This window comes from Chloracidobacterium sp. (assembly GCA_016716305.1).
GTDB lineage: Bacteria > Acidobacteriota > Blastocatellia > Pyrinomonadales > Pyrinomonadaceae > OLB17.
In genome coordinates, this window is the sequence record JADJWP010000002.1 from 2,066,117 (window position 1) to 2,080,338 (window position 14,222).

General features: G+C 56.3%; 9 protein-coding genes. 7 read left to right on the forward strand and 2 right to left on the reverse strand.

Annotated elements, in window-relative coordinates:
- The first annotated feature begins 11 nt into the window (after positions 1-11).
- Genes IPM28_11300 through IPM28_11315 form a run of 4 tightly spaced genes read left to right on the forward strand, consistent with a single transcriptional unit; the run spans position 12 to position 6,064 of the window.
- Complete coding sequence (locus IPM28_11300; GenBank protein MBK9173564.1) at positions 12-1,496, forward strand: gluconokinase; 1,485 nt, start codon at positions 12-14, stop codon at positions 1,494-1,496.
- Positions 1,493-3,526, forward strand: coding sequence for a transketolase (gene tkt, locus IPM28_11305; GenBank protein MBK9173565.1), 2,034 nt, complete (start codon positions 1,493-1,495; stop codon positions 3,524-3,526). Before IPM28_11300 ends, tkt begins: the two co-directional genes overlap by 4 nt.
- A gap of 4 nt (positions 3,527-3,530) precedes the next feature.
- Positions 3,531-4,901, forward strand: a complete 1,371-nt coding sequence (locus tag IPM28_11310) for a hypothetical protein (protein MBK9173566.1) — start codon at positions 3,531-3,533, stop codon at positions 4,899-4,901.
- 35 nt (positions 4,902-4,936) lie between these two features.
- Positions 4,937-6,064: an alanine racemase gene (locus IPM28_11315; GenBank protein ID MBK9173567.1), complete on the forward strand. Its 1,128-nt coding sequence runs from the start codon at positions 4,937-4,939 to the stop codon at positions 6,062-6,064.
- Between the two features lie 13 nt (positions 6,065-6,077).
- On the opposite strand, the gene IPM28_11320 is transcribed toward IPM28_11315, so the two are convergent.
- Positions 6,078-7,250, reverse strand: a complete 1,173-nt coding sequence (locus IPM28_11320) for a beta-lactamase family protein (protein ID MBK9173568.1) — start codon at positions 7,248-7,250, stop codon at positions 6,078-6,080.
- A 71-nt stretch (positions 7,251-7,321) separates the two neighbouring features.
- Here IPM28_11320 and IPM28_11325 point away from each other — a divergent pair, with 71 nt between their 5' ends.
- From IPM28_11325 to IPM28_11335, 3 genes are all read left to right on the forward strand, one after another.
- On the forward strand, positions 7,322-7,711 hold the full coding sequence (locus IPM28_11325; protein MBK9173569.1) for a hypothetical protein: 390 nt from the start codon (positions 7,322-7,324) through the stop codon (positions 7,709-7,711).
- Between the two features lie 80 nt (positions 7,712-7,791).
- Positions 7,792-9,879, forward strand: a complete 2,088-nt coding sequence (locus IPM28_11330; protein MBK9173570.1) for a hypothetical protein — start codon at positions 7,792-7,794, stop codon at positions 9,877-9,879.
- A 236-nt stretch (positions 9,880-10,115) separates the two neighbouring features.
- Positions 10,116-12,962 carry a serine/threonine-protein kinase gene (locus IPM28_11335; protein ID MBK9173571.1) on the forward strand — a complete coding sequence of 949 codons (2,847 nt, stop codon included), beginning with the start codon at positions 10,116-10,118 and terminating at the stop codon, positions 12,960-12,962.
- On the opposite strand, the gene IPM28_11340 is transcribed toward IPM28_11335, so the two are convergent.
- Positions 12,957-14,207, reverse strand: a complete 1,251-nt coding sequence (locus IPM28_11340) for a cysteine desulfurase-like protein (protein MBK9173572.1) — start codon at positions 14,205-14,207, stop codon at positions 12,957-12,959. The two genes, IPM28_11335 and IPM28_11340, sit on opposite strands and share 6 nt — an antisense overlap.
- Positions 14,208-14,222: the final 15 nt, after the last annotated feature.

Consider the following 14,222-nt stretch of genomic DNA (forward strand, 5'->3'; position numbering starts at 1 on the left):
TTTTGTTTCCGGTGAAAAAAGAACTCATCTTAGGACTGGATATCGGCTCGTCGAGCGTTCGTGGGGCTTTGTTTGAACCGTCAGGCAAGATCGTGCCGAAGACACTGGTGCGCGACCAACGAATGTTGACCGCAACACGCGATGGCGGTGCCGAGATCGATGCGGACAAGGCGTTTCGCCAGGTTATTGCAACGATCGACGCTGTCTTCTCACGCGCGGCCCACAGCAACGCGACCATCACCACGGTTGCGTCGTGCACATTTTGGCACAGCTTGATGGGCATCGATGATTACGGAAAGCCGACCACGCCCGTCTACGGTTGGGCCGACAACCGCAGCCGCGGTCTGGTTGAACCCCTGCGAAAACGGTTCAACGAATCTGAAACACACAACCGGACCGGTGTCCGCTTTCATTCCAGCTTTTGGCCCGCAAAGCTGCTCTGGATAAGAAAAAGGCAGCCGGAAACCTGGGCACGAACGGCCAGGTGGATGTCTTTCGGCGACTATGTTTCACTCAAGCTATTTGGACAAATTGTTACAGGCGTTTCGATGGCTTCCGGGACCGGGATCTTTGACCTGAGGAAGTGTGAATGGGACGCGGATCTGCTTGAATATCTAAAGATCACTTCCCGAAGACTGCCGCCGGTTGCCTCACCGAGCGACGATCTCACACTCAAACTCACATCGAAATGGCAGAAGCATTGGCCGCGACTTTCAAATGCTGAATGGAAGCTGCCCGTAGCCGACGGCGTGGCCAGCAATATCGGGTCGGGATGCATCAACGAAACGAAAGCGGCGTTGATGATCGGTACATCGGGGGCGTTGCGCGTTGTTTACAGAGGCGATCCGCCAAAGAAGATCCCGAGCGGGCTCTGGTGCTACCGCGTCGACCGCGAGCGTGTGGTCGTAGGCGGAGCTCTCTCGGATGGCGGCGGCCTATACGATCGGCTGAAGCAGATCCTTCGGGTCGATATGTCCGATGCGGCGATCGGCAAGGAAATGGCACGCCGCGGCGCCGATGCTCACGGCCTGACCTTGATGCCTTTCTTCGCGGGCGAACGCAGCACCGGCTATAACGAGAATGGGGCCGGCTCGATCCACGGCCTGACGATGGCTCATGATGCGGTCGACATATTGCAGGCCGCAATGGAATCGGTCGCCTACCGGTTTGCAGGTATTCTCGATCAGCTCAGGTCGGTCTTTCCCAAACTTGACGTCGTGGCATCAGGCGGAGCGTTGAACGCTTCACCGGTCTGGGCTCAGATCATCGCAGACGTTCTTGGCCGCGATATTCTGATAACAAATGAACCGGAAGCATCTTTACGCGGAGCCGTTTTGCTTGCGCTCAAGAACACTGGCAAAATAGACCTTACCGACACGTTTTCAGCAGCAAAGACTAAGACAATTTCGTTTCATCCTGAGTGCCACGCGATCTATAGAACGGCGAGGAAACGTCACCAAGGTGTTTACGAAGCAACCCAAAGATCCGATCCATGACAACCGCGACCAAACCGACCAAAAAGATCAATATCGGCACACTTTGCATCAATACCATCCGCACGCTTTCTTTGGACGCGATCCAGAAGGCGAATTCGGGGCATCCGGGCCTGCCGCTTGGGATGGCACCAGCTGCGTATGTACTGTGGACGAAATTCCTGCGCCACAATCCAAAGAACCCCAAGTGGTTTGGCCGCGACCGGTTTCTGCTTTCCGCCGGCCATGGTTCGATGCTGATCTACTCGCTGCTTCACCTGACGGGCTACGATCTCAGGCTTGATGAGATCAAAAATTTTCGCCAGCTGCATTCGCGTACGCCTGGGCATCCTGAGAATTTCCTTACGCCGGGCGTCGAGATAACGACCGGCCCGCTCGGGCAAGGATTTGCCAACGGCGTCGGCATGGCGATGGCTCAGGCTCATCTCGCTGCCAGGTTCAACAAACCCGGCTACAAGCTGATCGACGGTCACATTTACGGCATCGTTTCAGATGGCGATCTGATGGAAGGCGTAAGCTACGAGGCCGCTTCAATGGCCGGACATTTGAAGCTCGGTAGCTTGATCTACCTTTATGACGACAACCGCATCACGATCGACGGTTCGACCGATCTCGCGTTTTCCGAGGACGTCACGAAACGTTTCGAATCGTGCGGCTGGGCGGTCTCGACGGTCGAGGACGGCAACGATATCAAGGCGATCGAGGCTGCCATCCGCGCCGCAAAGAAAATAAAGGACAAGCCGAAACTCATCCGCGTAAAGACCATCATCGGGTTCGGTATGCCGAAGCAGGGTACTTCGAAAGCACACTCGGACGCGCCCGGCGCCGACGCCGTGAAGGAGACCAAACGCAACCTTGGCTGGCCCGAGAACAAGAGCTTTTTCATTCCAAAAGAAGCCCTCGCACATTTTCGTTTGGCCGTGAAAACTGGTGCCGCACTCGAAAAAGACTGGAATGCGGCGCTCAAAAAATATGAGAAGGCACACCCATCGCTCGCCGCTGAATTTTCGAGCCGTATCGGCCGAAATCTACCGGACGGATGGGAATCGGCCCTGCCGAATTTCGACGGTGTCGAGGCCAAGGCAACGCGTGCCTATAGCGGCGACGTGATAAACGCTATCGCCGCGACGATCCCTGCGATGATCGGCGGCTCGGCCGACCTTTCGCCATCGAACAACACGGTGATCAAGGCGTCTGCCGATTTCCAGGCCGGGCAGTACGGCAGCCGCAACATACACTTTGGCGTCCGCGAACACGCGATGGGTTCGACGATGAACGGCATGGCGCTTTACGGCGGCGTCATCCCGTTCGGCGGTACGTTTCAGACGTTTTCAGATTATATGCGGCCCGCTATCCGGCTTGCCGCTCTTTCGCACATTCAGGTCATTTACGTGTTCACGCACGATTCGATCGGGCTCGGCGAAGACGGCCCGACGCACCAATCTGTCGAGCACATTGCGGCGATGCGCGCGATCCCGAATCTTGCCGTCATTCGTCCCTGCGATGCACACGAGACCCGCGAAGCCTGGCGTGCCGCGCTCAAGCGCACGAATGCGCCGACCGCATTCGCCTATTCGCGGCAAAAGGTCGCCTTGATCGACCGGAGGGAATTTGCCGGGGCCGACGGCCTCCACAAAGGCGCGTATGTTCTCGCCGAGGCCGCGGACAAGGCCGGCAAAAAGGCCGAACCAAAGCTGATCCTCATCGCGACCGGTTCCGAGGTCGGCCTTGCGCTCGAGGCCCGCGAAAAATTGAATGCCGCCGGCACACCGACCCGCGTCGTTTCAATGCCCTGCTGGGAGTTCTTTGATGACCAATCTGCCAAATACAAAGAATCGGTCCTGCCCGCAAAAGTAAAGGCCCGCCTCGCCATCGAAGCCGGCGTCTCACTCGGTTGGTACAAATACATCGGCGACCACGGCGATACGCTGACCGTCGACCGCTTCGGCGCCTCAGCTCCGGCGGAAGATGTTTTTCGAGATTACGGGTTTACTGTCGAGAATGTCGTTAAGCTGGCAAAGAAATTGAAGTAGTTATATGAAACGGTTTTCTCTTCCGCTCATTTTCTATTTGCTGTCATCACTTGCGTACCCTCAGCCACCGCCGCCTGCTGCCGGACCAGGGGCCGGTCAGGTCAAAAAGTTTGCGGGCTGGCCGTCTATGGCTACACTTCCCGCGGCAGAACAATTCGCATCGATAGAAGGCCGTTTCAGGATCGCGTTTCCAAAAGGAATCAACGGCTTCGCCGCACTTTCACCGAAACAAACAAGAAGTAGTGCGACCGGCGAACAATATACCTGGACGTTCGCAGAAGGCGAAGTCACTCTCTTTTTCCTCGATTTTCCCGACTCTACGCTTACCGGATCGGCCTCGGATCTTGCCCGAATAACTGAGAACTCCGGGAAACAGATCATTGAACGAACCCCGAGTGCCAAAATCTTATCGGAAAACCAGACGACCGTGAACGGAGTTCCGGCTTCGTATTTCATATTCGACCTCGGAACGAACGGCTTCAAAATAATTCAGCTTTTCATTGATAGGAAACGTGTTTACCGGATCGATGCGATTTTCAAGGACCGCGCAACAGAAAAGCATCTCATGTCGACGTTCGCAACCTTCAGTTTAATTACCCAGGAGGAGGTTGATGCAGAACTCCGCAGGAGATATGAGGCTATGAAGCCGCCGCCATTGCCGCAATCTCCCGCTGTCACCCGGCTTACGACCGATGCTCAGGACGAACGGTTGAAAGGAAAGGTCAAAAAAGTGATCGAGGAGAGCGAAGACCGTTCCGGAACGTGGGGCGTGCAGGGCCGGAAGATCTCTTCTATCGAATACTACGATCAGAGCGGTGCCCTAACACAGCGAGACTTGTATGATTCGAAAGGCAAGCCATTTCAGGTCACCGTTTACGGTTACCTTGACGGCAAGCGCGTCTCGAACTACAAGACTGACAATGAGGGGAATGTCTTTACCGCGTTGGGAGCACCAAGTGCGGCTGTCGCAGTGGCTCCGAGGAAGAGCGACCCGCGATACAAATACAGCTACGAATACAAATACGAAGAGGGCAAACTCGTCGAGCGTCAAATGGTGCACAACAATGGTCGGAAAGGCATGCGTTATATTTACAAGCATTCGCCGAACCAGGTTGAAGAACTAGTCTATACAGACGAAGGAAAATTGAATCAGCGCTATTTGTCCATACTTGACGCGGACGGCAACGAGATCGAGCGAACCGATTTCGGCGTTGTCAACTTCGAAATATATGGCGACAGAAGGTACAAGCACAGTTACGAATTTGATGCCGTAGGTAACTGGATCAAAAAGGCAACACTGAAAGAGGTGAAAGAGAACGGCGTTACAAGCTGGCAGCCCGCATATATTTCGTACCGAACGATCACCTACTATTAGCCCTTTCGTTTTTGGCTGATCGTTATTCTATACGCATGCATCTGGTTTCTCTCGATATTAAAACGCCTTCACTTCTGCTCGACATCGCTCGTGTTCGCCGCAATGCCGAGCGGATGAGCGGAAAGGCGCGCGAGTTGGGCGTCCGCCTGCGGCCGCATATCAAGACGCATAAGTGTATTGAAGTAGCAAAGATACAGACCGCCGGACACAGCGGGGCGATCACGGTCTCGACGCTTGCCGAGGCAAAGGCGTTCGCGAAACACGGTTTCAGCGACATCACATACGCGGTGCCGGTCGAGCCGGGAAAGTTTGAGCGGGCGATCGGGTTAGTTCGCGGCGGCCTTAAGCTGAACCTGCTGACCGACGATGCCGAGACGGTGAAAGCTTTGGACGCGGCGGCGGGAAAAGCCGGTGTTTCGTTCGATGTTTTCGTAAAGATCGATTGCGGAACGCATCGTGTCGGCGTTGAGCCCGACACGCCGGAGGCAGTCGAGATCCCGCGAATTATCTTCGACGCGAAAAACCTAAATTTCGCCGGAATTCTCACCCACGCCGGACATTCTTACAACGCTCGGACCATCGACGAGATCGTAGCCGTTGCGCGTCACGAACGCGATTCGATGGTCGAACTTGCCGAGCGGCTGCGTACCCAAAGCATTGAGGTTCCGACCGTCAGCATCGGCTCGACGCCGACGATGTCCACGATCGATCATCTCGACGGCATCGACGAGATCCGCCCCGGCAACTATGTCTTCTTTGATAACTTTCAGGCGACGCTCGGCAGCTGCAGATCTGAGGATACTGCACTGACCGTTCTCACCGCGGTCATTCATAAGGACGCCGCCCGCAGAAAACTCGTCGTTGACGCCGGCGCCATCGCACTTTCAAAAGACCGCGGCCCGATCGGGCTCGATCCGCATTGCGGTTATGGCCGCGTCCTTGACCTTGAAGGCAGCGACACCGGAATGCGCGTCGCCGGAATGTCGCAGGAACACGGCGAGATCGAGGCCGGCGAGAGCACTTTGTTCGACCGACTCAGCGTCGGCGACCGCGTTCGCATCCTCGCAAACCACTCATGCCTCACGGCGGCTCAACATTCGCATTACAACGTGATCGAGAACGGGGACGTCGTCGGCCGATGGGAGATCCATCGCGGTTGGTGAACTTAGAAAGCAATTAGAATAGGGTTCTCGCCTGTTTTAGCAACCTCCCTTCCAGACCCTTCTGTATTTCGTTTCCGCCTGATACGTCGGTGTTGCCCACCAAGATCGATGCGGATTCGGATTTCGGATCAAAGTCGATATAGCTAAAGAATCCGTTCTGATGGCCGCTGTGACCAATGAGTGTTTTGCCGTTTGATTCGGTGACGAAAAATATCAGGCCGATCCGCGATTGACCCGGAGGGTTGCCATCCGCTCCGGAACCGGCGTCAAGCCCCGGCGTCCACATCTCTTCGAGTGAAGAGCGTCTTAGCACCCCATCGTAAACCGCACTTTTCTTGACATCACCGATAAGAAAATTTAGATATTTCAACATATCCGACATCGGCGAATTCAATCCGCCGTTAGAAACGGTGATGCCGGTGTTTGCATCAAAGCGTCCTTCCTTTCTCTTACCGTTTTCGATGAAATACGAATGCGAGCGGTGTTTCAGCAAATGCTGCGGCGTCGTGTCGAAATAGCTGCGGTGCATCTCAAGCGGCTTAAAGATATTTTTGTCGATATAGACCTCGTAATCGTCGCCGGTGAGCTTCTCGATAATACGGCCAAGAAAGATGATCCCCGGATTTGAGTAGCTGAACTTACTGCCGGGTTTGAACAAGATCTCTGTGAACGGAAACATCGCGACAAGCTGTGAATACTCTGTCGGCTCAAACGGTTCCCAGTCCTGACCGCGATCCCACGGCCACGTCGAAGCTCGAAATCCGGCCGAGTGAGTCATTAAATGACGGATCGTTATCTCGCCCATCGAGCCGAATTTATTATGTACGTCGCGAAGCTCGGGTAGATACTTCGTCACCGGATCGTCGAGCTTCAAAAGTCCGCGATCGCGCAGCTGCATGATCGCGATGCCGGTAAACGGCTTGGTGTTCGACGCCCAATGATAGATCGTCTCGGCATCGACGCGGCGGTTCGTTTCAATATTAGCAACACCATAGTGATCTTCGGCCACCGTCTTGTTTTCTCTTATGAAAACAAAACTGCCGCCGACGATGCCCGCCTCGGAAAGCTCGCTTCGAAACGTCTCTTTGAACTTCGAGAATTTCGCGTCGGTTGTTATGGTCTGAGCGTTCATCACGTTTGCGAGGGCGAGAAAGAACAAAGCGACGGCGATCCGCGATACGTTCATTTGGCTACCTCATTGGCTTGATTTTATATGACCTGAAGATAATAATTATCGGCTCCGACTTTAACAAATCGATGGCATGGTTTCATCTCGTTTTCGGCATCCTGCTGTTCGTCGTCTTTACACAGACCGGAGCTTGTATGCGCGCCGATTTTCCCGATAAGGAAATGATGTCGCAAGAACTTCGCGTTCTGGTGCGGTCGCGGCATATCTATATACTTTTCTCCGCCTTGATCCACATCTCGCTCGGAGCCTACTTTCGGTTCGCGTCTTCTACGTGGCGAAAAGCGGTCCAGATAGCCGGTTCGGCGGTCTTGCTGGCCTCGAGCGCTCTGCTTTTCCGGGCGTTCGTCGTCGAGACCTACACTCTGCAGAATTATTCAGACCTCAGCCGATTTGGCATCTACGCTTCACTGGCCGGTGTCGCGCTTCACCTGATCGGCGGTGTTCAGCGGAAAAATTGAGCCTCGGATCGCCCACTTCCCGCAGCGCACGGGACGACCCGCTACCGCTGGCGTTTCCACGTGTTATACAATCATCTTGAATGAGTAAGTACGACGAGATGTCAGAAACACAACAGTATGCGAGCCGTGTGATCGCCGATCACGCGCGTTCGACCGCGTTCGCCATCGCCGACGGCATTCTGCCGGGAAACGAAGGCCGCAACTACGTGCTGCGAAAGATAATGCGGCGCGCGATCTATCACGGCCGCGAACATTTGGGCCTGAACGAACCGTTCTTCTACAAGGTCTGCGACCTCGTCGTCGAGAATTTCTCGGGCGCCTTTCCGGAACTCGCCGTCCAGCGCGACTTTATCGGCAAGATGGTCCGCCTCGAAGAGGAGCGCTTCGGGAATACGATGACCGTTGGGCTTAAGCGGCTCGATGAACTGTACAGTTCACTGAGCTTCGAGCAGCAGTCGATGATCAAGTTCGCCGCAGAGCGTAACAGCATCGACTTCGAACGGCTTAGCTCATTCGTGAACGAACAGGTGACCGAGGAAGACAAGGAACGTTCGCAAGCCGCTGCGTTCGCTGCGTCGGCGATGGAAACTTTCATGGCGAACAGCGAGATGCGCGAAAAAGCGATCGCGGAATCGGACGCCGCGGCCGCTGCGTTCTTGAAGCAGCTGGCACAGCTCTACGACACGTACGGCACACCACGCGACCTCATCCGTGTATTTCTGGAGGAAAAACAGATCCGATTCGAAGAGGACGATTTCAACGAGCGTTTCGAAACGGCACTTCAAGAGATACAAAAACAGTCGGGCATCGGGCAGACTCAGCGGCGATCCGAGATCTCGCCGGTCTATACCGAACTTGCCGAGGCGGTCGGAACATCGACCTTTCACGGTTACGAGACGACGCGGCTCGACGACATCGAGGTCATCGCGATCGTCAAAAGCGATCTCCGCGTCGAGGAATTGAAAGAAGGCGACGAAGGCCTGGTCATACTCCGCGAAACGCCGTTCTACGCCGAATCGGGCGGGCAGGTCGGCGATACCGGATCGCTGATCGGCGCTGCGGTTCAGGCACGCGTTCTCGACACTTTCGCACCGCTTTCCGGTCTGATCCTCCACAAATCAAGGATCGAGACCGGCTCGATAAAGGTCGGCGACAGGGTCTCGGCGGTGGTCGACGAATTCAAACGCGACGCAACACGCCGAAATCATACAGCGACCCACCTCGTCCATGCCGCGCTCAAAGAGGTTTTGGGAACGCACGTAAAGCAGGCGGGTTCGGTCGTAGCGCCTAACTATTTACGCTTCGATTTCACTCATTACCAGCCGATGAGCGACGCTGAGATCCGCGAGGTCGAAGACCTTGTGAACCGCTACATTTTGCAGAATGAACCGGTCGCCACGAACCTGATGTCGATCGACGACGCGATGCGAAGCGGCGCGGTCGCGATGTTTGGCGAAAAATACGGCTCCGAGGTTCGGGTCTTGAGCGTCGGCGACGGTAAATTCTCGATGGAGCTTTGCGGCGGGACGCACGTCCGCGCGACCGGCGATATCGGCAGTTTCAAGATCACTGCGGATGAGGCGATCGCGTCGGGCGTTCGCCGCATAAGGGCGATCACCGGCTTTGACGCCTTTGCCCGTTTCCGCGAGGATGAACACCTCATCGACCGTTCGCTCGAGGCGCTGAAGACGCAGCGAGATAATCTGCCGAACGCGATCGAAAGGCTTCAGGAAGAGGTCAAGCGGACACGAAAAGAGATCGAAGAGCTCAAGCTGAAGATCGCCACCGGCGCCGCAGGCAACGGAGCATCTGGATCGGGCGGCGATGAAGCAAAGGACATTTCCGGCGTTTCGGTCGTCGGCAAGATCGTCGACGGTTTGGATGCCAACGGCCAGCGTCAGCTTTCCGATACGCTGCTTGCCAGGCTCAAGTCAGGCGTCGTAGTTCTTGGCCGTAAGGACGAAGGCAAGGCGAGCATCATCGTCCGCGTTTCGTCTGATCTGACCGACAGGATCAAGGCCGGCAACGTCGTCAAAGAGATCGTGCCGATCCTCGGCGGCAAAGGCGGCGGACGTCCGGACATGGCCGAGGGCGGCGGGCCCGAGGTCGACAGCCTGCAGAAGGCGATCGACGCCTCATACGAATCGATCGCCCGGATGCTCGCCTAGCAAATTCAAGAAAATTCGGACGCCGTAAATCGACACAGGGTTCGGTTTACGGCGTTTCTGCATTGTTCGGCCTGCACCGCCCGGACTATTTTTTTGTGCGCCGGGCAACTTTTTTGTTCGCTCAGCCGTTTAATAAACATAAGCTGGTCTTTGAGCACCGTGCCTCACACGTTTTTGTCACAAATGTGAGCAGCACGGTGTTTCTAGTTTACGGAGACGTGTCAGAGCTTGAAAAAATGTTTACGGGAACGCAATTCGGTCGATACGAGATCCGCTCCAAATTAGGCGAGGGCGGAATGGGCGAGGTTTATGCCGCGCTCGACCCAGTCCTCGAACGAAGCGTCGCGATCAAGCTGCTGCCGACCGAATTTACCCTCGATGACGACCGCAGAAGCCGCTTTCGGCAGGAAGCAAGGGTCGTTTCGGCCTTAAATCATCCTAATATCATCACCATTTACGAGATCGGCGAGAACGAGCATGGGAGCTTTCTGGCGACCGAGTTCGTCGAGGGCACGACGCTCCGCGAGTTGATCAAACGCGAGACGCTGAGCTTGCCGCGTGTCCTGAAGATAGTCGAGCAGACGGCCAACGCCCTCGTTGCCGCTCACCACGCAGGAATAGTCCACCGCGACATCAAACCCGAGAACATAATGGTGCGCGATGATTCGATCGTCAAGGTACTCGATTTCGGGCTTGCCAAGCCGAAAGTGCCGATCGGCGACGAAGAGAATAACGAGAACAACCGGACGATTCCGGGAACGGTGATGGGCAGTGCCCGTTACATGTCGCCGGAACAGGCCCGCGGACTCGAGGTTGACGAGCGTACCGACATCTGGAGCCTTGGCGTCGTTCTTTACGAGATGCTGATGGGCAATGCTCCTTTCGACGGTGAGACTACTGCCGACACGATCGCGGCGGTGGTTTACAAAGAACCCGAGCCCTTGGTCGACCATTTGCCGAATATTCCGTCTGAACTAAGCCGGATCGTCCGAAAGGCGCTTCAAAAAGATCGTGAAGAGCGTTATCAGGACGTAAAGGACCTTGCTCTCGACATCAAAGACCTGCTGCACGAACTTGAACACGCCAACAGCGGCAACCGTTCGGGCCACACGTCCTCGTCGCCGAATTTCAGCGAGAATCCGACGATGATCCATCGGACGGTCAGCGGCAACCATCCGACCGAGCAGCATGTCGCCGTGGTTTCCGAAGGTGTTCGGCCGCACGATCGGCGAAAAGTCTCGCGGATCAGAACGGCCGTTGCGGTCAGCCTGGGCATGCTTTTGGCATCGGCGATCGGTTTTGGTTTCTATGCGTGGTTCGACAGCCCTGCCCGGTTGTCCGATACGGCTTTCGTGAAACCCCAGATCTCACGGATCAATACCGACGGCCGCGTGATGCTCCCGGCGATCTCGCCGGACGGCAAGTACGTCGCATACGTCAGCGGCGAGATCGGCAGCCGCAGCCTCGTCGTTCGCCAGATAGCGACCGACAGCACGATAACGGTCGTCCCGACGACCCCGCTTAACCTTCAGTCGATCGGGTTTTCGCCGTCGGGCGACCATATATATTACACACAGACGAATAACGATTTTACGATCAGCACGCTTTATCAGGTGCCGACGCTCGGCGGGCCGTCAAAGCGAATGATCGAGGATGTTGACAGCGCGGTCGCTTTTGCTCCGGATGGCAAGCAGTTCGCCTTTGTCCGGCACATCCCGAAAACGAACGATGACTTGATAGTGGTCGTCAATACTTCGACGCTCGAGCAGCAGGAATTCATCAGCACCGAAGCGACCGAGTACGACTTCTTCGTCCCGAAACTTGCGTGGTCGCCCGACGGGCTTCGCATCCTGACCGGCGCAGGCCTTAGACAAAGCGGTTTCGTCACACGGACCGATATCGTTGAGATAGCGGTCGGCAGCAAAGAGGTCAAAGCAATAAACAGCCGTGAGTTCTTTACCGCCGGGAACTTCGCGTGGCTTGCCGATGGCTCGGGCTATGTCTTTACCGGCCGGATGACGCAGAACGACGCGGTTCAGGTCTGGCTTGCCTCATATCCGGTCGGCCAGCTTCATCAGGTCACGAATGACCTCAACGATTACGTGGATCTCGGCATCGCCGGCGACGGACGCAGCATCGTTACCATCAAGGGCGATGCGACTGGCTCGATCTGGCGATATTCGACCGCCGATAAGACCGCGGCACAGATAACGTCTGACAGCAGAAATGTCGAGGGCAAGGGCGGCCTTTTCCAGCGAACCGACGGTGCGCTGATCTTTACGAGAAACGACGGCAAAGAGGCCGACCTCTGGCTTGCCGACGCCGACGGAAAGAACGGCAGGGCATTGTTTCAGGAGGCCGGTTTTGCGCTCGACCCAGTTGCCTCTCGCGACGGCCGCTTTGTGGTCTTCAATCTGCAGAAGGACAAACGATCGCGGATCTGGCGGATGAACACCGATGGCACGGGAGCCGTTCCTTTGACCGAGGACGACCCCGACATTATCGATCTCAGCCCGCAGATCACGCCCGACGGCAAGACCGTCATCTTTCAGCGGCGGATAGCCAACGAGGATCGGTTCAAGCTGATGAAGGTCGCGATCGATGGTGGAAAACCTGAGGTCTTTTACGAAAATGAAGCACGGGGAGTGTTTCATCCCCGGATCTCGCCCGACGGTAAACGCATCGCTTTTGCCAGTTACGACATGGCGACCTTCGGCAAGACGCTTCACATCGCGACCATCGACGGTGCGAATTTCGGCAAGGTCGAACGCGATGTCGAATACAATCTGATAAATGGTTTCGTCTGGGCGCCGGACAGCAGAGAATTGACCATCCTGACCAATCGCGGAGGTTCGCAGAACCTGTGGCGGCAGCCGATCGACGGTTCGGCGGCAGCACCGATCACCGATTTCAAGTCGGGGCGAATATTCAATTATCAATGGTCGAGCAACGGCAAGGATATTCTGATCGCCCGCGGCTCTGTCAATAACGATCTGATACTTATCCGTGACGGGTTGATCGGAGATGGCACCAGCGACGTTACAAAAAGGCAAACGGGCTCGCGGCGCCGGGCAAACTCATGATCGGCCTTTTGCTATATCGCGAACGCCTTCGAGCAGCCGATCGATCTCATCGCTTGTCGTGTAAAGGCTGATGCCTGCACGCACTAACCCCTGCTCGGCGACACCCAATCGCTCCAATACGGTCGAGGCATAAAAATCTCCGTGCGAGATGAAGATGCCTCGGCCGGTCAGCGCCTTGCTGACCTCGCTCGACGGAATGCCGCCAACGGTGAATGAGACCAGAGAGGTTCTTTTCGCTTCTGGGCCGGGCCCGTAAACCCGGACGCCTTCGATCGACGACAGCCCGTGCCAGAGCATCCGTGTCAACGGAGCGTCCTTTTCATGCATCCGGGCGAACCCATCAGCGAGCCGTTCCCTTCGGGTCGGGCCCTGGCCGAGCGACGCGATGAAATCAACGGCGGCCCCGGCACCGACGATCGACTCATGGCTTTGGGTACCGGTCTCTGCCCGATCGGGCGCGTTGTCCGGAGCCGGACGCAGTTTCGGAAAATCGGCGGTCTCTAAAAGTCTCTTGCGGCCGTACATGATACCGATGTGCGGCCCATAGAATTTGTAGGCCGAGCAGGCAAGAAAGTCGCAGCCTATCGCACTGACGTCGATCAGGTTATGCGGCGCAAAATGAACAGCATCGACGAAGCTCATTGCGCCCGCTTCTCTCGCCATCGCGCATGCGGCTGAAACATCGCTTATCGTTCCGATCGCGTTTGACGCCGCCCCGATCGCAACTACCCTCGTCCGTTCATTAAGCAGGCCGGGCAATTCGTCGAGCAAAAGCTGCCCGCTCTCGATATCCATCGGCAGCACACGGATCACCACGCCGCGATCCGTCTCAAGCGACCGCCACGTATCGACGTTCGCGTGATGGTCAAGCTCGGTCACCACGATCTCGTCGCCGGTGGCAAACTGACGCCCGAGCGCACGTGCCAGATGAAACGTCAGCGTCGTCATGTTCTGGCCGAAGACGACCTCGTCCGGAGTAGCGTTGAAAAGATCGGCAAACGCTTCGCGTGCACCTGCGATCATCGCATCGGTCTCGTCGCTCGTCGGATAACCCCAATGCGTGTTGGCGTTATGATCATAGAGATAATCGGTCATCGCTTCGACGACCGGTCGCGGCACCTGCGTACCGCCCGGCCCGTCGAAATATGCAACGGGCCACCCGGCATGGGTTCGGGACAACGCCGGAAAATCGTCACGGATATCTGAAAGTGATCTTGGTGTTTGCGGTGAGACCTGCATATTCATTCAGTCGGCAGCGAG